22 protein-coding genes and 1 tRNA gene are annotated in these 18,829 nt (G+C 70.9%); 16 read left to right on the forward strand and 7 right to left on the reverse strand.

The window, feature by feature from the left end; translation table 11 throughout:
* Positions 1–624, reverse strand: a 624-nt coding sequence (locus VHA72_RS14870) for a sigma-70 family RNA polymerase sigma factor (protein ID WP_325576565.1), incomplete at its 3' end; no start/stop codon positions are given.
* A gap of 238 nt (positions 625–862) precedes the next feature.
* Here VHA72_RS14870 and flgN point away from each other — a divergent pair.
* The 8 genes from flgN to VHA72_RS14910 all read left to right on the forward strand — a co-directional run bounded on the left by flgN (position 863) and on the right by VHA72_RS14910 (position 9,185).
* On the forward strand, positions 863–1,339 hold the full coding sequence (gene flgN / locus VHA72_RS14875; RefSeq protein ID WP_325576567.1) for a flagellar protein FlgN: 477 nt from the start codon (positions 863–865) through the stop codon (positions 1,337–1,339).
* Between the two features lie 3 nt (positions 1,340–1,342).
* Complete coding sequence (gene flgK / locus VHA72_RS14880) at positions 1,343–2,815, forward strand: flagellar hook-associated protein FlgK (protein ID WP_325576569.1); 1,473 nt, start codon at positions 1,343–1,345, stop codon at positions 2,813–2,815.
* Between the two features lie 7 nt (positions 2,816–2,822).
* A complete protein-coding gene (flgL, locus tag VHA72_RS14885; protein WP_325576571.1) occupies positions 2,823–3,740 on the forward strand; it encodes a flagellar hook-associated protein FlgL in 918 nt (305 codons plus the stop codon).
* Positions 3,737–4,159 carry a flagellar assembly protein FliW gene (gene fliW, locus VHA72_RS14890; RefSeq protein WP_325576573.1) on the forward strand — a complete coding sequence of 141 codons (423 nt, stop codon included), beginning with the start codon at positions 3,737–3,739 and terminating at the stop codon, positions 4,157–4,159. Before flgL ends, fliW begins: the two co-directional genes overlap by 4 nt.
* A gap of 33 nt (positions 4,160–4,192) precedes the next feature.
* The gene (gene csrA / locus VHA72_RS14895) at positions 4,193–4,426 is read left to right on the forward strand and encodes a carbon storage regulator CsrA (RefSeq protein WP_325576575.1); all 234 of its coding nucleotides are present in this window, start codon (positions 4,193–4,195) and stop codon (positions 4,424–4,426) included.
* A gap of 108 nt (positions 4,427–4,534) precedes the next feature.
* Positions 4,535–6,736 (forward strand): chemotaxis protein CheA, encoded by a 2,202-nt coding sequence (locus VHA72_RS14900; RefSeq protein ID WP_325576577.1) that lies wholly within the window; start codon positions 4,535–4,537, stop codon positions 6,734–6,736.
* On the forward strand, positions 6,733–7,215 hold the full coding sequence (locus tag VHA72_RS14905; protein ID WP_325576579.1) for a chemotaxis protein CheW: 483 nt from the start codon (positions 6,733–6,735) through the stop codon (positions 7,213–7,215). The genes VHA72_RS14900 and VHA72_RS14905 overlap by 4 nt, the downstream gene beginning before the upstream one ends.
* Before the next feature lie 140 nt (positions 7,216–7,355).
* Entirely contained in the window at positions 7,356–9,185 is a 1,830-nt protein-coding gene (locus VHA72_RS14910) for a methyl-accepting chemotaxis protein (RefSeq protein WP_325576581.1), read from the forward strand.
* 61 nt (positions 9,186–9,246) lie between these two features.
* On the opposite strand, the gene VHA72_RS14915 is transcribed toward VHA72_RS14910, so the two are convergent.
* Both VHA72_RS14915 and VHA72_RS14920 read right to left on the reverse strand, forming a co-directional pair.
* A complete protein-coding gene (locus tag VHA72_RS14915) occupies positions 9,247–9,945 on the reverse strand; it encodes a response regulator (RefSeq protein WP_325576583.1) in 699 nt (232 codons plus the stop codon).
* Between the two features lie 117 nt (positions 9,946–10,062).
* Positions 10,063–10,446 (reverse strand): hypothetical protein, encoded by a 384-nt coding sequence (locus VHA72_RS14920; RefSeq protein WP_325576585.1) that lies wholly within the window; start codon positions 10,444–10,446, stop codon positions 10,063–10,065.
* A gap of 123 nt (positions 10,447–10,569) precedes the next feature.
* On the opposite strand from VHA72_RS14920, the gene VHA72_RS14925 reads away from it, so the two are divergent.
* The 7 genes from VHA72_RS14925 (at position 10,570) to VHA72_RS14955 (ending at position 15,279) form a co-directional block, all read left to right on the forward strand.
* Positions 10,570–11,718 (forward strand): saccharopine dehydrogenase family protein, encoded by a 1,149-nt coding sequence (locus tag VHA72_RS14925; RefSeq protein ID WP_325576587.1) that lies wholly within the window; start codon positions 10,570–10,572, stop codon positions 11,716–11,718.
* A gap of 112 nt (positions 11,719–11,830) precedes the next feature.
* Complete coding sequence (locus VHA72_RS14930) at positions 11,831–12,007, forward strand: DUF3099 domain-containing protein (RefSeq protein ID WP_325576590.1); 177 nt, start codon at positions 11,831–11,833, stop codon at positions 12,005–12,007.
* A 21-nt stretch (positions 12,008–12,028) separates the two neighbouring features.
* A complete protein-coding gene (locus VHA72_RS14935; protein WP_325576592.1) occupies positions 12,029–13,015 on the forward strand; it encodes a TIGR03557 family F420-dependent LLM class oxidoreductase in 987 nt (328 codons plus the stop codon).
* Positions 13,012–13,266 (forward strand): hypothetical protein, encoded by a 255-nt coding sequence (locus tag VHA72_RS14940; protein ID WP_325576594.1) that lies wholly within the window; start codon positions 13,012–13,014, stop codon positions 13,264–13,266. The genes VHA72_RS14935 and VHA72_RS14940 overlap by 4 nt, the downstream gene beginning before the upstream one ends.
* Before the next feature lie 147 nt (positions 13,267–13,413).
* A tRNA-Arg gene (locus tag VHA72_RS14945) sits at positions 13,414–13,486 on the forward strand.
* Positions 13,487–13,732: 246 nt separating this feature from the next.
* A complete protein-coding gene (locus VHA72_RS14950; RefSeq protein WP_325576596.1) occupies positions 13,733–15,070 on the forward strand; it encodes an LCP family protein in 1,338 nt (445 codons plus the stop codon).
* A complete protein-coding gene (locus tag VHA72_RS14955) occupies positions 15,070–15,279 on the forward strand; it encodes a hypothetical protein (RefSeq protein ID WP_325576598.1) in 210 nt (69 codons plus the stop codon). Before VHA72_RS14950 ends, VHA72_RS14955 begins: the two co-directional genes overlap by 1 nt.
* A 30-nt stretch (positions 15,280–15,309) precedes the next feature.
* Here the strand turns inward: VHA72_RS14955 and VHA72_RS14960 are convergent, their stop codons facing one another.
* The 4 genes from VHA72_RS14960 to VHA72_RS14975 form a co-directional block, all read right to left on the reverse strand.
* A complete protein-coding gene (locus VHA72_RS14960; protein ID WP_325576600.1) occupies positions 15,310–15,669 on the reverse strand; it encodes an MscL family protein in 360 nt (119 codons plus the stop codon).
* Positions 15,670–15,726: 57 nt separating this feature from the next.
* Positions 15,727–16,407 carry an SAF domain-containing protein gene (locus VHA72_RS14965; RefSeq protein WP_325576602.1) on the reverse strand — a complete coding sequence of 227 codons (681 nt, stop codon included), beginning with the start codon at positions 16,405–16,407 and terminating at the stop codon, positions 15,727–15,729.
* Positions 16,408–16,470: 63 nt separating this feature from the next.
* Positions 16,471–16,722: an FmdB family zinc ribbon protein gene (locus VHA72_RS14970; protein ID WP_325576604.1), complete on the reverse strand. Its 252-nt coding sequence runs from the start codon at positions 16,720–16,722 to the stop codon at positions 16,471–16,473.
* 44 nt (positions 16,723–16,766) lie between these two features.
* Positions 16,767–17,387 carry a 5-formyltetrahydrofolate cyclo-ligase gene (locus VHA72_RS14975; protein WP_325576605.1) on the reverse strand — a complete coding sequence of 207 codons (621 nt, stop codon included), beginning with the start codon at positions 17,385–17,387 and terminating at the stop codon, positions 16,767–16,769.
* 23 nt (positions 17,388–17,410) lie between these two features.
* Here VHA72_RS14975 and VHA72_RS14980 point away from each other — a divergent pair, with 23 nt between their 5' ends.
* Positions 17,411–18,805, forward strand: coding sequence for a UTP--glucose-1-phosphate uridylyltransferase (locus VHA72_RS14980; protein WP_325576606.1), 1,395 nt, complete (start codon positions 17,411–17,413; stop codon positions 18,803–18,805).
* The last annotated feature ends 24 nt before the right edge of the window (positions 18,806–18,829 follow it).

An 18,829-nucleotide genomic window follows, 5' to 3' on the forward strand; every position in this document is an offset into this window, starting at 1 on the left:
GCCGAGATCCGCGGCGATGTCGGCCATCGGGCGCTCGGAGAAGAAGTAGTCCTGGACCACCTGGCGCAGCCGCTCGGGCAGCTCGGCGATCGCCTCCAGCAGGTAGGTGAGCCGCTCCTGGTGCTCCACGAGCTGCTCGGGGGAGGGAGCACGGGTGGGGACCAGCTCGTCGAGCGAGGCGGTGGTCGAGCCCTGCAGCGAGAGCACCTGCGCCCGGCTGACGTCCTCGTCGTTGGCGGTCACCTCCTCCACGCTCATCCCGAGTGCGGAGGCGACCTCGGCGACGCTCGGCGTGCGGCCCAGCACGCCGGCCAGCCGGCTGCGGGTCTCCTCGAGGTCGCGGGCCCGACGCCGCACCGACCGGGAGGCCCAGTCGACGGCGCGCAGCTCGTCGAGAATCGCGCCCCGGATGCGCGTGGCGGCGTACCGCTCGAAAGGAACGCCGCGCTCGGCGTCGAACGCCTGGGCAGCCTGGACGAGAGCGGTGAGGCCTGCGGAGGTCAGGTCGTCACGGCTCACATGGGATGGCACCCGGCCCATCGTCTCCCGGACGATATGTCCGACCAGCGGCATGTGGCTGGTGATGAGTTCGTCGGCGCGGGGGTCGCCTGCGTGCTCGGTCACGGACGGAAGATTGCCTGTGATCCAAGCCTCAAGCCAGGGTTCTCGCCAGGTATGAACCAGTCGAGCGTCAAATCAGGGCCGAGGTCCCAATCTCGGTAGTCCGCGATAGTCACGGCTCGAACCACGATTTGACCCGGGTCGCACGCAAAACGACTCAGGTGGGCATGCCAGCGGGCGATGAAGCCTGCGATGGGTCCGGTGGTGGCCGATCACCGAGCAACGACCCGAGAGGTGGATCGTGGAGAAGCTGTCGCTGATCCTCTGGCGCGAGCGGGAGCTCCTCGAGCTGCTGGCCTACAAGCTCGAGCTGGAGCAGCTCGTGCTCGCCAGCGGCCGCACCCGCTGGCTGGCCAACGCCACCCGCGAGGTCGAGGAGGTGCTCGAGACGCTGCGGGAGACCGAGGTGCTGCGTGCCGTGGCCGCCGACGAGGTGGCCGACGAGCTGGGCCTGCCGCCGGGGTCCACGCTGATCACCCTGGCCGAGGCCGCGCCCGAGCCGTGGCAGTCGATCCTGCAGGACCACCGCACCGCCTTCCTGACCGCCACCCGCGAGATCTCGGAGCTCTCCGAGTCCAGCCGCGGGCTGATCACGGCCGGCTACCGCTCGGCCCGGGAGACCCTGATGTCGATCGGCGGCAACGCCGACGGCTACTCGCCCGACGGCTCGGCGGTGGTGGACGCGCCGCGCCGTCGTCTTGTGGATCGGAGCCTGTGACCGATGACGGGAACCTTCGGCAGCCTCAACATCGCCAAGACCGGTCTGCAGTACCAGCAGATCGTCATCGACACCACGAACAACAACATCTCCAACGTCAACACCGACGGCTACGTACGCCGTCGGGCGGAGGGGGCCGAGGTCGGCGGAGCGACCACCGGCGCGATGTGGTCGACGTACACCGGACACGGTGAGGGCGTCACCACCACCTCGGTGAGCCGGCTGACCGACTTCCTGATGGACGCCCGGGTCCGCAACGAGCACGCCAACCTGTCCTACCTGCAGGTGCAGCAGACCTCGATGGAGCGGGTGGAGACGGCGATCAACGAGCCGAGCGACACCGGCATCGCCAGCGCGCTCTCGGCGTTCGGGTCGGCCTGGCAGGACGTGGTCAGCAGCCCGGACGGCTCCGCTGCACGGCAGTCGGTGATCGCCAGCGGCCAGACGTTGGCGGCGGCCATCAACGCCCAGGCCCGCGCGGTCGACGACGAGCGCGCCCAGCAGCGTGCCGCCGCGGTGGACGACGTCTCGCAGATCAACAACGACGCCCAGCAGCTGGCCCAGCTCAACCACAACATCTTCATCGCCCAGGCCAACGGCACCGACGTCAGCGACCTGCAGGACCAGCGCGACCAGCTGGCCCTGGACCTGGCCAACAAGGCCGGTGCCGTCGTCGCGCAGGACAGCACCGGGCGCTACAACATCAGCATCAACGGCGTCGCGCTGGTCACCGGGGACAACGCCGGCACCATGACGGTGAACGGAATCAACGCCGACGGCACGCCGAGCAACGGCGACACCGCCAACCCCGGCACGGTGTCGTTCTCGATCAGCGACCCGGTGCCGGTGGGGGCGACGCCGAGCACGAACCAGACCGCCGTACCGAACGGGATGGGCGGCGAGCTGGGCGGCATCGCCACCTTGCTCAACGTCACGCTGGCCAACTATCGCGCCGGGCTGAACGACGTCGCCCAGCAGCTCGCCGACATGGTCAACACCCAGCACGAGGCGGGCTACGACCAGTCCGGTGCGGCCGGCGGCAAGTTCTTCGACTACACCGCCGGAGACCCGGCCGGGACGATCTCGGTCCTGGTGACCGACCCAAGCAAGGTGGCCGCCTCCTCCGACGGCTCGGGGCAGAGCAACAACGCCGACAATGCCGACACGATCACCCAGGTGCTCAACGGCGCCGTCGGTGCCGGCAACCCGCCCGGCACGCCGGTCAACATCAACGACGCCTACCAGCGGCTGGTGACCGGGCTCGGCTCGACCGTGGCCGGCCTCAACACCCAGACCACCAACCAGCAGCTTCTGGCCAACCAGGTGGACGACGAACGCGAGCAGCAGGCCGGCGTCAGCCTCGACGAGGAGACGATCAACCTGATGCAGGCCCAGCGTGCCTACGAGGCGTCCAGCCGGGTGCTGACGGTGATGAACTCCCTGCTCGACACCCTGATCAACCGGATGGGAGCGTGATGAGCCGATGATCACCCGGGTCACCCAGCGAATGCTGACCAACCAGTCGCTGAACTCGGTCGAGAACGGCCTGACGGGAATGGCGAAGGCCCAGGAGCAGCTGACGACGGGCAAGCGCCTCAACCGCCCCTCGGACTCGCCGACCGACACCACCGTCGCACTGCGCGCCCGAGCCGGGGTGGCACAGCAGACCCAGTTCCAGCGCAACGCGCAGGACGGGATCTCCTGGCTGAGCACCATCGACAGCACCATCCAGGGCGCCACCGACCAGGTCCGGCGGGCGTACACGCTGGCTGTCCAGGGCGCCAACACGGCGAGCAACGGCGCCAGCGCCTCCTCCGCCCTCGCCGACGAGGTCGACCAGATCAAGAAGAGCCTGGTCGACTTCGCCAACACCCAGTACCTGGGCCGACCCATCTTCGGCGGTACGACGACCAGCGGCGCGGCGTTCACCATGGACAGCACCGGCAAGGTCACCTACACCGGCAACGGCAACACCCCGGCGGGTCAGGTCAACCGACGCGTCGGCGTCGACTCGGTGGTGCGCGTCGACTCCGACGGGACCAAGGTCTTCGGCTCCGACGGCAGCAACGTCTTCGACCACCTGACCGCTCTGTCCACCGCGCTGCGGCAGGTGCCGGCGGACTCGGCCGGTATCGAGCAGAGCATCTCCGACCTGCAGGCCGACATGGACCGGCTCAGCGCGGCCGCGGCCGACGAGGGCGCCCGGATGAACCAGATCAACCAGGCCAGCAACGTCGCCTCCGCGACCCAGCTCGCGCTGCAGAAGACCCAGTCGGACGTCGAGGACGTCGACATCGCCCAGGCGACGATCGAGATGCAGACGCAGACCAACGCCTACCAGGCAGCGCTGATGGCGGTCTCGAAGACCAGCCAGCGCAGCCTCTTGGACTTCCTGTCATGATGCGAGCCGTGGTGATGGACGAGGCGCCGACCCTGCAGGAGCTGCCGGTCATCGAGATGGCGCGGCCGATGCCGGGCTTCCCCGAGGACCAGCGGTTCGCGCTGGTCCACCTCGACGACGCCGGCGTGCTGGGCGCGCTGCGCTCCCTGGACCACGAGGGACTGCAGTTCCTGGTGGTGCCGGCGGTGCAGTTCTTCCCGTCGTACGCCCCCGAGATCGAGGACGACCTCGTCGCCGAGCTGGGCATCGTCTCGGCCGACGACGTCCTGGTGCTGTTGATCGTGCACGCGGGCGAGTCGCTGGCGAGTACGACGGTCAACCTGCGGGCGCCGCTGGTGGTCAACACGATCACCCGCCGCGCCGCCCAGGTGATCCTCGAGGACGGCTCGCTGGCCGTCGCCGCGCCGCTGGTGGCCTGAGTCGGACTCGGGCCGCTGCGCTAGCGTTGCCACATGCTGGTCCTGAGCCGCCGAGTCGGCGAGAGCGTCGTGGTGGGGGACGAGGTCACCATCACCGTGCTCGAGGTGCGTGGCGACGTCGTCCGCGTGGGCATCGCGGCCCCGCGCTCGGTGAGCGTCCATCGCGCCGAGCTGCTGGCCGAGCTGGCCACCGAGAACCAGTCCTCCGCATCGCCCAGCGAGGACGCCGTGGCGTCGCTGACCCAGGCACTGCGCGAACGTCGCTGACCCGTCGCCCGGACCGATCGTTCGGGTCCTAACCATTGTCCGACTCGGGGCCATTTCTGGTCAGACCGAACCGGGTGCGGCCGATTGCTCCCCCGGAGGGAGCAGCCGATGGATGACGATGCCGAGATCATTGCCGAGTTCCTCGTGGAGAGCCACGAGAACCTCGACCAGCTGGACCGGGACCTGGTCGAGCTGGAGCAGCACCCGGGCAGCCGGGAGCTGTTGTCGAGCATCTTCCGCACCATCCACACCATCAAGGGCACCAGCGGGTTCCTGGCCTTCGGCCGGCTGGAGCGGCTGACCCACGTCGGCGAGACGCTGCTCTCCAAGCTGCGCGACGGCGAGTACGCGATGACTCCCGACATCGCCGAGGCGCTGCTGCGCATGGTCGACACGGTGCGCGCGCTGCTGGAGGGCATCGAGCGCAGCGGCAACGACAAGGACCCCGGTGTCGACGTGGCGCCGGTGCAGGCCGCCATCGAGCTGCTGCTCAAGAACGGTGGCCAGCCGCCCGCGGTCGAGGCTCCGGCGACGGAGGTGGTCGACACGTCGACGCCAAGTCCCGACGCCACCGAGCCCGTCGACGCGTCGACGCCCCAGCCGCCGGCCTGGGACGGCGTCGAACGCCGCGGCGTCCAGGCACCCGACCCGGCCGAGCCGTGGGACGGTGTGGAGCGTCGCTCCGTCGCCGAGGCGACCGTCCGAGTGGACGTGGAGCTGCTGGACAACCTGGTGCAGTTGGTCGGCGAGCTGGTACTCACCCGCAACCAGATCCTGCAGCGCACCGACACCCACGAGGACGTCGAGCTGATCCGCGCCAGCCAGCGCCTCGACCTGGTGGCCAGCGAGCTGCAGGAGTCGGTGATGAAGACCCGCATGCAGCCGATCGGCCAGGTCTGGTCGAAGATGCCGCGGATCGTCCGCGACCTGGCCCACCAGCTCGGCCGTGAGGTGGACCTGACCATGGAGGGTCACGAGACCGAGATGGACCGCTCGGTCCTCGAAGCGGTCAAGGACCCGCTCACCCACCTGGTCCGCAACTCGATGGACCACGGCATCGAACGCCCCGAGGACCGCGAGCGCGCCGGCAAGCCACGCACCGGTCGACTGCTGCTGCGCGCCTACCACGAGTCCGGTCAGGTGGTCGTGGAGATCACCGACGACGGCAAGGGCATCGACCCCGAGCGGATCGGCGCGATCGCCGTGCAGCGCGGCGTGGTCGCCCGCGAGCAGCTCGCCCGGATGGACACCAAGGAGATCATCGGCCTGATCTTCCGGCCCGGCTTCTCCACCGCCACCGAGGTCAGCAACATCTCTGGCCGCGGCGTGGGCATGGACGTGGTCCGCACCAACATCGAGCGCATCGGCGGCAGCGTCGACGTGGTCTCCGAGGTCGGCAAGGGCACCACCACCCGGGTCCGCATCCCGCTGACCCTGGCCATCATCCCGGCGCTGGTCGTCGGCGAGGGCGGCGAGCGGTACGCCATCCCGCAGGCCAACCTGGTCGAGCTGGTCCGGATCGAGGGCGAGGAACTGCGCCGCCAGGTCGAGCGGTTCGCCGGCGCCCCGGTGCTGCGGCTGCGCGGTCGGCTGCTCCCGCTGGTCAGCCTCGCCGAGGCGCTCGGCGGTACGGCGGAGGAGGGCGACGCCCTGACGGTCGTGGTGGTGCAGTCCGACGACCTGACCTTCGGCCTGTGCGTCAGCGAGGTGCACGACACCCAGGAGATCGTGGTGAAGCCGATCGGTCGCCAGCTCAAGGGCTTGGCGATGTACGCCGGGGCCACGATCATGGGCGACGGCAGGGTCGCGCTCATCCTCGACGTACCGGGGATGGCGCAGATGCAGGGCGTCGGCGCCATCGCGCCGGAGAACGTCGAGACCCGCGGTGTCCTGGAGGGCGACCGCACCGCACTGCTGGTCATCGAGGTGGCCGACGGTCGCCGGGCGGCGCTGCCGCTGGACGCCGTCGCGCGCCTGGAGGAGTTCCCGCGCGAGCGGATCGAGCGCTCCGGTGGCGCCGAGGTGGTGCAGTACCGCGACGGCATCCTGCCGCTGGTCAGGCTGGCCCCGGCGATCGGGCTGACCGACACCGCCGGCCGAGGCGAGCAGGTCGCGGTGGTGGTCCACGAGATCGAGGACCGGGCGGTCGGCATCGTCATCGACCGGGTGCTCGACGTGGTCGAGGAGACCGTCGTACTCAGCGAGGTGGGCCGCCGTACCGGCGTGACCGGATCCGCCGTGGTCCAGGACCGGGTCACCGACCTGGTCGACCTCGAGGCGGTCGTGGCCCGGATGGGAGTCGTGGCATGACGGCTCCCACGCTCGGCGTCGCCGAGCAGTACTGCACGTTCTGGGTCGACGATCTCTACTTCGGCGTCGCGGTCGCCGAGGTGCAGGAGGTGTTGCGACACCAGCCGATGACGCCGGTGCCGCGCGCCAACGAGGCGGTGCGCGGCCTGATCAACCTGCGCGGCCAGATCGTCACCGCTGTGGACCTGCGGGTCCGGCTCGGCCTGCCGCCCCGCCCGGAGGGCGCCCTGCCCATGAACGTCATCGTGCGCAGTCGAGGCGAGGTGGTCAGCCTCCTCGTCGACGACATCGGCGATGTCATCGACCCCCGCGACCAGGGCAGCCTCGAGCTGGAGCCCGCCCCGTCCAACATGCCGGCCGACGTCCAGGACGTCGTCCTGGGCGTGCGTCCCCTGCCCGACGCGATCCTGCTCGTCCTGGACGCCGACCGCGCGGTCGACGTCTCGGCCGTGCCCGACACCTCCGGAGGAAACCCGTGACCGATCTCGTGACCACCCCTCTCCCAGGCGCTGCGCCGGGCCCTGTCCCCGGCGCTGTCCCAGGCCCCGTCCGGGTCCCGCTCCCGGCGACGGAGTCGATCCCGTCCTCATCGGGCGGATCGGCGGGCGTCGGCTTCGAGGTGCTCGAGTCGGCCCCGAGCCAGGCCTACGTCGTCGACCCGGACTACCGGATCGTCTACGTCAACGCCCACGGCCGTGCGATGCTGCGCGAGCTGGGCGCCGACGGCGACATCCCGGCCGACGTGGTCGCGAACCCGATCGGGGCGTCGTTCGCGCCGTTCTATCTCGACCCGGTGGCGGGCACCGAGCTGTTCCGCACGGCCGCCCGGCTGCCGATCCAGCTGCCCCGCGAGCAGGTCGGCGACCGCGTCCTCCAGGGCAACTTCTCCCCGATCCACGACGCCACGGGCCGCTACGTCGGCGCCCTGGTGCTCTGGGACGACCTCACCGAGGAGGCCCGCAAGGAGCGGGAGCTGATCGACGCCAACGCCAACCACGCCGCGGTGAGCGGCGTGCTGTCGACGCTCGCGGACGCCACCACGCCGCCGCAGGCGGTGCAGCTGGCGCTGGACGCCGTCCGCACGGCCTTCGGCCTGGAGTACGCCAGCGCGTTCCGGATCATCGACGGCGAGCTGGTCTTCCAGCACGAGTCGGGATCGGCCGGGTCGGCCTTCGTCAACGCCAACCACGCCGCCCGGTTCCCGGAGGGCATGAGCCTGGTCGGCCGGGCGTGGCGGCTGCGCGACCTGGTCTTCTACCGCGACATGTCGCAGCTGACCGACTGCGTGCGCCGGGAGGCGGCCCGTGCCGACGGCGTACGGTCGGGGGTCGCCTTCCCGCTGGTGGTCAACGGGCAGGTGTCGGGCGCGATGGAGTTCGTCTCCACCCAGGACCGGGAGTGGAGCGAGGAGCGCCTGGAGACGTTCCGCAGCGTCGGCCGGCTGGTGTCCCAGGCGCTGGAGAGGCTCACCGCCGAGGAGGCGAACCGGGCCACGGCGGCGCGGAACGCCGAGGGTGTCGAGCGCATCCTGGTCACCGTGCGGGCCGCGGCGGCGGGCGACCTGACCAGGGAGCTGGACGTCACCGGCGACGACGCGGTGGGTCAGGTCGCGCAGGCGTTGCGCGAGCTGTTGGCGACGTTGCGTTCCAGCCTGGGCGACATCGGCGGTACGGCGGACACGTTGACCACCTCGTCGGAGCAGTTGACGGTGTTGGCGCAGGGGATGGGCGACGGCGCGTCGCTGACCAGTGACCGGGCGGCGTCGGCGTCGAGCGCGTCCGTGCAGGTGTCGGCGTCGATCCAGACGGTGGCGACGGCCGCCGAGGAGATGACGGCGAGCATCCGCGAGATCGCGAAGAACGCGACCGAGGCCGCCACCGTCGCCACGGATGCGGTGGGCGTGGCCTCCGAGGCGCAGAGCACGGTCGCGTCGCTGGGCGAGTCCAGCGCCGAGATCGGGCAGGTGATCAAGGTGATCACCTCGATCGCACAGCAGACCAACCTGCTGGCCCTCAACGCCACCATCGAGGCGGCCCGGGCCGGTGATGCGGGCAAGGGCTTCGCGGTGGTGGCAGGCGAGGTCAAGGAACTGGCCAAGGAGACCGCCAAGGCGACCGAGGAGATCGGTCAGCGGATCGAGGCCATCCAGGCCGACACGGCCGGTGCCGTGGGCGCCATCAGCCGGATCGCCGAGGTGATCGGGCGGATCAACGACATCCAGACCACGATCGCCTCGGCGGTGGAGGAGCAGACCGCCACCACCAACGAGATCGCCCGGTCGGTCACCGAGGCTGCGGCCGGCGCGAACGGCATCGCCGAGGACGTCACCCAGGTCGCGAACGCCGCCGCCGACACCCGGCAGGGCGCCCGCGACACCCTCGACGCCGCGACCCGGCTCGCCGACGTGGCCGCCGAGCTCAGGGGCCTGGTGTGCACCTTCCGGCTGTGAGACAAGTCAGGACGGGGAGGCCGCCAGGCCTCCCCGTCCTGCTCCCTCCCTGTCAGAAGGCTCAGAAGGTGGTGACCAGTCGGTCGCCACGGCGCGGCGCGGGGACACCGCCGTCCATTTCGCCGCGCAGCTTCAGGGCCAGCACCGCGGCCTGGGTCCGATGCTCGACGCCCAGACGCGCGAGCAGCCCCGTCACGTGGTTCTTCACGGTCTTCTCGGCCAGGAACAGCCGGGCCGCGATCTGCCGGTTGGTCAGCCCCTCGGCGATGAGGAACAGGATCTTGCTCTGCTGCGGGGTCAGGTCGGCGAGAACGCCGTGGGCCCGCTTGTGGAACTGCACCTGCTGCACCACTCGGGTGGCGATCACCGGGTCGATGAGGGTGTGACCACTGGCCACCAGCCGGATGCCGCTGACCAGGCTGTTGCTCTCGATCTGCTTGAGCACGTAGCCGGCCGCGCCGGCCAGGATCGCGGAGGTGATCGCGTCCTCGTCGTCGTAGCTGGTCAGGATCAGGCCGCGGATCTCCGGGTTGGCCGCCCGCATCTCGCGGCAGACCTCGACGCCGGAACCGTCGGGGAGGTGGGAGTCCAGCACGCACACGTCGGGGGCCAGGGCCAGGATCGCCGGCAGCGCGTCGGCCGCCGTACCGGCCTCGCCGACGATCTCGATGTCGCCCTCGTCCTCCAGCATGCTGCGCACGCCCCGACGCACCACCTCGTGGTCGTCGAGGAGGAATACCCGAATCACACCGTCCCGCATGGCCCCGATTCTTCCGGGTCGGGGCGTGTGGTCACACCAGTACGACGGTCACGATCCGGCCTCGGGATGGGCCCTGTTTCCCTAGTCCGAACTGACTAGGCGGCGCTGGTCGTTCGGTCACCGACCGATGCGCTTGGCGACGTCGGCGCGCGCCGGCCGCGGCTCGGGCGCCAGCGGGCGGGCCGCCCGCAGCAGCGCGAGCAGCTCGGGGATGTCGACCCGGCTGTGGCTGTCGCGCGCGTCGGCGACCAGCGCGTCGCGCCGGGCCGCCAGGACCTGCGTGGCGTCCATCGGCGCGCCGAGCTCGAGGCGGTAGTGGGTGTCGGTCAGCTCGAAGCTGATGTCGCGCACGGTCGCGATGTAGAAGGCGCGGGCGCCGTCGCGGACGAGGACCGACTCGCCTGGCTCCAGCCCGCGGGGCAGGGCGGTGGCGGTGTGGGCGACCAGCAGTGAGCCCACCCGGCGGGTGAACTCGCTCAACTCCAGCTCGAGTGTCTGCACTGCCCTCTCCCTTGCTCCCGGTCGCCCTCTACCCAGGTGACGGGTCAACGAAACATGGGCCGATGGGTCACGCTCACGGTCTAGACCATGGCGGGTTCGGGCACGGGCTGCCACAGTGACGGTGTGAGCGATCGCGACTTCGACATCGTCCTGTTCGGCGCCACCGGGTTCACCGGCGGGCTGACTGCCGCCTACGTGGCCGCACACGCCCCGGCCGGCCTGCGCTGGGCACTCGCCGGCCGCGACCCGGGCCGACTCGCGGCGGTGCGCGATCGCCTGGGCGCCGACGTCGAGCTGGTGCGGGCCGACGTCACCGATCCGGGCTCGCTGGCCACGCTCGCCCGCCGTACCAGGACCCTGGTCACGACCGTCGGCCCCTACCTGGAGTACGGCGAGCCGCTGGTGGCCGCGTGCGCCGAGGCCGGCACCGACTACCTCGATCTGACCGGCGAGCCGGAGTTCGTCGACGAGATGTACGTCCGTCACCACCGGACCGCACAGCTCTCCGGTGCTCGGCTGGTGCATGCCTGCGGCTTCGACTCCATCCCGCACGACCTCGGCGTCCTGCACGCCGTCACCGTGCTCGGGGCGGAGGGCCCGGTCACCATGCGCGGCGTGGTGCGCGCCGGCGGGATGCTGTCGGGAGGGACGTTCCACTCCGCGCTGGGACAGTTCAGCCGGGCGCCGCAGATGCGCGCCGCGGCGGCGGCCCGCAGGAGGGTCGAGCCGCGTCCGGCCGGGCGGCGCTCCCGCGCGGTCCTCGGCCGGCCCGGCCGCGATCCCGAACTCGGCTACTGGCTGCTGCCGCTGCCGACGATCGACCCGGTGATCGTGGCACGGTCGGGGGCGGCGCTGCCGGCGTACGGCTCCGACTTCCGCTACTCGCACTTCGCCGGCACCAGGACGCTGCGGTACGCCGCGGGCGGCGCACTGGGTGTCGGCGGGCTGATGCTGGCCGCGCAGATCGGGCCGGTGCGGCGCTGGCTGGGCAGCAAGGTGCCGCAGGGGGAGGGGCCCGACGAGGCCCGCCGAGCGAAGTCCTGGTTCACCGTCGACGTGCTCGGCGAGGGCGACGGCCGGACCGTGCACGTCCGAGTCTCCGGCGGCGACCCCGGCTACGGCGAGACCGCGAAGATGCTCGCCGAGTCGGCGCTGTGCCTGACCCTCGACGAGAACCCGCCGACCGCGGGCCAGGTCACCACCGCCGCGGCGATGGGCGATGCGCTGACCGGCCGACTGCGGATGGCCGGTATCCGGTTCGAGGTGCTGTAGCCAGTCGCTCCTCGGCGGGGACGAGTGCAGCGGCGAGCCAGAGCTTGATGCGGTGGATCACGGGGCCGTCGGTACCCCGGGTGATCGGCCGCATGCACGGGTACCGAGTGGCATGTCCAACAAGACGACGTACGTGCTCCTGATGGGCTCCTGCGTGGTGCTCATCGCGCTGGCCTGGAACGTCGTCCGGCTCTGGTCGGTGCCGGCTGCGATCGTCATGTCGCTGGTCGCGTTGCCGCTGCCGCCGATCGCCGTGATCTTGGCCAACCGGGGACGCATGGGCGGTTGAGCGGCCGGTTACCGCAGCCGCATGACCGCGTTCGGCTACTTCCTGTCCACCGAGGAGTACGCGCCCCACGAGTTGCTCGAGCAGGCCGCCCTCGCCGAGGAGGCCGGCTTCGACGCGCTGTGGATCAGCGACCACTTCCACCCGTGGAACGACGAGCAGGGCCAGAGCGCGTTCGTCTGGTCGATGATCGGGGCGCTCTCGCGGGTGTCGCGGCTGCCGGTGATGACCGCGGTGACGTGTCCGACGATGCGGATCTCGCCGGTGATCGTGGCCCAGGCGGCGGCCACCTCGGCGGTGCTTCACGACGGCCGGTTCCGCCTCGGCGTGGGGAGCGGCGAGGCGCTCAACGAGCACATCTACGGCCAGGCCTGGCCGGGGGCCGAGATGCGGTTGGAGATGCTGGCCGAGGCGGTGGAGGTGATGCGTCGGCTATGGACCGGGGAGGTCGTCGACCATCGCGGCGCGCACTACACCGTCGACAACGCCCGGATCTACACCCTGCCCGAGCGGCCACCGGAGGTGTGGGTCTCCGGCTTCGGTCCCGAGGCGACCCGGCTCGCCGGCCGGATCGGCGACGGCTACGTCACCACCTCGGCCGACCGGGAGTTGCTCGACCTGTTCCGCGACACGTCTGGTGGCAAGCCAGCCGCGGCCGGCTTCAAGGCCGCCTGGGCGCCGACCGAGGAGGAGGGCGTCGGGCATGCGCACCGGCTGTGGCGCACCTCCGGAGTGCCGGGGGAGCTGGCACAGGTGCTGCCCACGCCGCGGCACTTCGAACAGGCCGCGCAGCTGGTGACCCCCGAGATGACCCGCGACAGCCTGGTCTGCGGGCCCGACATCGAGCGGCACGTCGCGTCGTACGCGCCCTATCTGGAGGCCGGCTTCGACGAGGTGTACGTCGCCGCCATCGGGCCGCACTACCGCGACATGATCCGCCACTTCGGGGCGGATGTACTGCCGGCGGTGCGAGCCCAGGCCGCCGAGCGGGAGGAGGCGGTCTCCCGATGACCGTGCTGTGGATCATCGTCATCATCTTCATCGTCGTCGCGGTCGGTGCGGGCATCGCCCAGCTGGCCACCGCCTGGGGCGACAAGAAGATCTCCAACGACGTCACCCGAGACACCGGCCGGCTCCACGCCGACCATCGCGAGGACCGCGACGACGGCGCCGGCGGCTCCGGCGGCGGTCCCGGCGACGGTCCCGGCGGCGGTCCCGGCGACGGTCCCGGCGACGGTCCCGGCGAGCACGGCAACCACTGACCTTCCTGGCGGGAGGACCGGTGGCGGCGGAGGGCCAGCCCTTCCATGGGTCTCTGCCGCCACCGGGTGAGGGGGTGTGGGTGCCGCTCGGTTTACGGCTCCGCCGCGGGGAGTGACAAGATGTCGGTCGCCTCGACCAAGAGGCAGGCCCCGGTAGCTCAGTGGATAGAGCAGCCGCCTCCTAAGCGAAAGGTCGCCAGTTCGACTCTGGCCCGGGGCACAGGCGGCCCCAGGCCGGCACGGGCCGGGAGTGAGCAGCCGGCTCCCCCCGATGGCGAAAGGCCCGCCGGTTCGACTCTGGCCCGGGTCACCGGAGAAGCATGCAGCCTGTGGATGGGCTGAGAGTTGCCTGACCGATGGCCCACAACATTTTGGCTTACCCGCCGGTCGCGGTCACACTGGGATGTCACGCGCAGGGTCAACGGCGTCCCCGCGCGCCCGAACCCGAGTCGAGTGACGGTGATGCATGTCCGATCTTGAGCAGCTGTCGTCATCTGCTGCCCCGGGCATCGCTCCCGACCCACTGGCCACCGATCCCCACAGCCAAGACGCGCGGTCCGACCGCACCCGACCGGTCGCGCGGCGCCGTACCGGCCCCGGCAAGCGCCGGGCCCGTCCCCGCAAGCGGCACACCGTCGGCAAGGTGCTGCTCGCCACGATCGTCGCGCTGGGCCTGGTCACCGGCCTCTCGGCGGCGTACCTGTATCGCCACCTCAACGGCAACCTGCACGTCTACGACGCCACCAAGGACATGATCGGCACCCGCCCGGCCAAGGTCGTCACCGGGCCGAAGGGCCCGCTCAACATCCTGGTGATGGGCTCGGACAGTCGAGACTGCTCCGGCTGCGACATCGACGGCCTCACCAAGGGCGGTCAGCGCTCGGACACCACGATCCTGATCCACCTCTCGGCGGACCGGAAGCGCGCGTACGGCGTGAGCATCCCGCGCGACTCGATCGTCAACCGGCCGGCCTGCAAGCGCGCCGACGGCTCGGTCAGCCCGGCGGCGACCGCGCAGATGTGGAACGCCGCGTTCTCGGTCGGCGGCCCGGCCTGCACCATCGAGCAGGTCGAGCAGCTGACCGGCATCCGCATCGACCACTTCGTGGTGGTCAACTTCGAGGGCTTCAAGTCGATGGTCGACGCCATCGGCGGTGTCCAGGTGTGCATCCCCCAGACCTGGGACGACCGCGCACACGGCATCTACCTCAAGGGCGGCACCCGCAAGATCTCGGGCAACCAGGCGCTGGAGTACGTCCGGATCCGGCACATCCCCGGCACCGATGGCACCGACCTGGGCCGGATCAAGCGGCAGCAGGCGTTCGTCGGCTCGATGGTCAACCAGGTGCTCTCGTCGGGCACGCTGACCAACCCGATCAAGGTGGTCAAGTTCCTCGACGCCGCGACCAAGTCGCTGACGGTCGACCCGGGGCTGAAGAACCTCAAGAAGATCGCGGGCCTCGCCGAGCAGTTCAAGGGCATCGGGCTGAACAAGATCAAGTTCGTCACCATCCCGTGGGCCTACGACTCGGCGTACCCCGGCCGGGTGGTCTGGCGCCCCGAGGCGGCCCAGGTCTGGGACGCGATCCGCAACGACAAGCCGCTCTCGAAGCAGCTCACCGCCGGCTCGATCAACGTCAGCAACCTGCCCGGCACGGCCACGCCGGACCCGTCGGCGGGGGCGAGCGCCTCGACCAGCGACTCACCCAGCGGATCGGCCTCCGCCTCCGGTACGCCGACGAGCAAGGCGGGCCGCTCCACCGAGGACACCACCGCCCTCCAGAACGCCGGGCTGTGTGCCTGATGCCGGCCTCGACCTCGGACGAGCGCCCCAGCGGCACCACCGACGGCGTCTCCAGCGAGTGGGAGAAGAAGCGCCGGCTGGCGGAGATCTTCGGTGACGTCCTGCCGAAGACGACCGGCGACGAGCGTGAGGAGACCATGCAGGAGCGCGGCGAGAGCACCAGCGACGCCTGGCTGAAATCACAGGTGCCGCCTCACCACGGCGGGTGAGACGGCACCGGTGAGGGTCGCGTCAGCAGGTCACTGCTTGGCGGCCAGCAGGTCGCGGATCTCGGCGAGCAGCGACTCGGTGGTGGCACCCTCCGCGGCCGGCGGAGTCGGGAAGAAGCGGTCCTTGGCCTTGGTGTAGGGCACCACGACGAAGAAGTAGACGACCGCGGCCAGGATGACGAAGGCGACCAGCGCCGTGATGAAGACGCCGACGTGGACGCCGCCGGGGGTGTAGCCGGAGAAGTTGGGCGTGCCGCCCGCCTTCCCGATCAGGTCCATGATGATGGTCACGAACGAGGTCACCACGGTGGCGAAGGCACCGCCGATGACGAACGCGACGGCGAGCTGCACCAGATCGCCCTGGAGCAAGAACTTCTTGAAGCCGCTCATTTCCACTCTCTCCAAATCGTTGAGGAACGGGAGATCCCCCGAGAAAACGGCTCGACCCTAGTGTCCGTAGGCATAGGTGAGGAAGTCCCTCACCGCCGCTCCGGCGACACGCGTGACGAGATTCTCGGTCACTCCGATGACGACGAGACGGCCACCGGAGCCGGACGTGACGGCGTTCGGTGGGTTCTGAGGTGTGACGGGGGTCTCGCCGGCGGCGGGCAGCGCCAGCACCAGCGCGTCCGGCGCCGCCACCGTGGTGCCGCCGTCCTGCGGGTCGGTCGCCAGCAGCTCGACCCGGTCGCCGACCCGCAGCAGGGACGCCATCGCAGCGTCGGGCAGCCGCACCGGTACGGCGACCAGCTCGGGGTGGCCGGCGGTCAGGTCCGGACCGACCAGGCGGGCGTCCGTGATCGGCTCGCCCCGCCGGAGCGCGGCCGCGAGGACCCGACCCGTGGGCCGCTCGACGAAGCCGGCCGGGACGGCGCCGGGCGGCACCCGCACGCGGGCCAGGTCACCCGCCGCGAGGACGGTGCCGGCCGGCAGGTCCCGACCCGCGACGGTCAGCGCGACGCTGGCCGGCGCCGGCGGGCGCACGGCATGGACGGTGAGTGCCACCGCCGCCACCGCGAGGATCGCCGCGCCGAGACGGCGATGGGCGAGCAGGCGGCGGCGCAGTCGCCGCAGCCACGAGAGTGTGGCGCCGAGCGACCCGGGCGAGGTTCGGAGAGAGCGGAGCACATCTCGACGGTAGGCCGCGCCGGCCGTCGGCGTACTCGGTCGTCCACAGGGCTGTGGAGAACCTCAGCTGCCGGAGCTGCTCGAGGCCGTCGCCGGCGTACTGCTCGCCGGCGTGCTGCTGGCGGACGAGCTGCCCGAGGAGCGGCTGTCGGTGCGGTAGAACCCGGAGCCCTTGAACACGACGCCCGCCGCGCTGAACACCTTGCGCAGCCGGCCCTCGCACTCGGGGCAGACGGTGAGGGAGTCCTCTGAGAAGCTCTGGACCTGCTCGAACGCGTGACCGCACTCGGTGCAGGCATACTGATACGTGGGCACGTCACTCCTTTGGTACTTAGCACTCGACAGGTGCGACTGCCAGTTTAAACACCGCGACGCAGATGTGTGATTCCCGAGGGGTGTGCGGCGGCCCGCACCGGCCGGTCGTGCGGCTCCACCGGCACCGCGACGCCCACCTCGCCGTCATAGAGGAGCACGCAGGTGAACGTGTCCATCGGCACTCGGCCCAGGGCTCGGTCGTAGGAGCCGCCGCCGCGGCCCAGCCGGTAGCCCCGCCGGTCCACCGCAAGGCCCGGGACGAGCACCACGTCGGCGCTCGCCACCGCCTCCACGCCCAGCAGCGGACCGTCCGGCTCCAGCAGTCCGCGGCCGGCGCGGACCAGGGCGCGCTGACCGTCGTACACCGACCAGTCCAGGTCGTCGTCGGGCCGCAGCCGGGGGAGCAGGACGCGCCGGCCGGAGGTTTGCAGGGCGTCGATGAGGGGACCTGTACCGGGTTCGTTGCCGACCGACACGTACGCCGCCACGGTGGCGGCGCGACGCAGTTCTGGCAGGGCCAGCAGATGACCCGCCAGCGCACGGGCGGCCTCGCCGATCTCGACCAGGGACAACCGATGCCGGCGGGTGAGCAACTGGTCGCGGATGGCGAGCTTCGCCAGCCGGCTGTCCGGACCGGAGCAAGGAGGAGTTTGTGGATCACCCACCTGGTCAGCCTACGATCGACGTCATGGGTAGTGCAGGGCTGACCGCCGCGGTCGGCAAGATGCGAGATGCCGGGGTCGACGAGGTCGCCGTTTTGACCTTCGCCCACTACTACCGGCAGCTCGAGCTCGGTGAGACCGGGATGATTCCCGAGTCGAGCATCGAGCCGGTCGACATCCCGTCGCTGCGCGACGTGGAGGTCTCCGACGAGGCCGCCGCCGCCGCGATCCGCACCACCGCGGTGATCAAGCTCAACGGTGGACTCGGCACCTCCATGGGGATGGACCGGGCCAAGTCGCTGCTGTGCGTGCGCCGGGGGATGTCGTTCCTCGACATCATCGCGCGCCAGATCCTGCATCTGCGCAGCGTGTACGACGCCCCGCTCCCGCTGCTGCTGATGAACTCCTTCCGCACCTCCGCGGACACCATCGACGCGCTCGCCCGCTACACCGACCTGCCGGTCGAGGGCCTGCCGCTGGAGTTCCGGCAGAACATGGAGCCGCGGCTGCTCGCCGACACCCTGATGCCGCTGAGCTGGCCCCGCGACCCCGACCTCGAGTGGTGTCCGCCGGGGCATGGCGACATCTACACCGCGCTGCGCGGCTCCGGCCTGCTCGACACCCTGCTGGAGCAGGGCTACGAGCGGGTCTTCGTCTCCAACTCCGACAATCTCGGCGCGGTGCCCGACGCCCGCGTCGCCGGCTGGTTCGCCGACTCCGGGGCGCCGTTCGCGATCGAGGCGGTGCGGCGTACCGCCTCGGATCGCAAGGGCGGCCACTTCGCCCGTCGCAAGGCCGACGGCCGGCTGGTGCTGCGCGAGACCGCGCAGACGCTCCCCGAGGACCGCAAGGCGCTGGAGAACCTGGACCGGCACCGGTACTGCTCCACCAACAACATCTGGTTCGACCTGCGCGCCATGAAGCAGACCCTCGACGCCCGCGACGGCATCCTCGGCCTGCCGCTGATCCGCAACGAGAAGACCGCCGACCCGGGCGACCCGAGCACGCCCTCGGTGGTCCAGGTCGAGACGGCGATGGGCTCGGCCGTCGAGGTCTTCGACGACGCCCGGCTGATCGAGGTGGGCCGGGACCGGTTCATCCCGGTCAAGACGACCAACGACCTGCTGGTGCTGCGCTCGGACGTCTACGAGATCACCGAGGGCTTCGTGCTCGACCAGGTCGCCGCCGACGTGCCCTATGTCGATCTCGACAGCGACTACTACAAGGTGGTCAGCGAGTTCGAGAAGCGCTTCCCCGAGGGGGCGCCGTCGATGAAGAAGGCCAGCTCGCTGCGGGTCACCGGGGACTGGACGTTTGGTCCGGGGGTGCAGATCGTCGGCGACGTACGGCTGGAGACGGACTCCGCCCAGCGGGTGGACGGCGAGACCGTCTTCTCCGACGACTTGGTCACCCAACCGTAGGGTCGCCGCGGTCGGTAAGGTCTG

It is taken from the genome of Nocardioides sp. (assembly GCF_035547795.1).
GTDB lineage: Bacteria > Actinomycetota > Actinomycetes > Propionibacteriales > Nocardioidaceae > Nocardioides.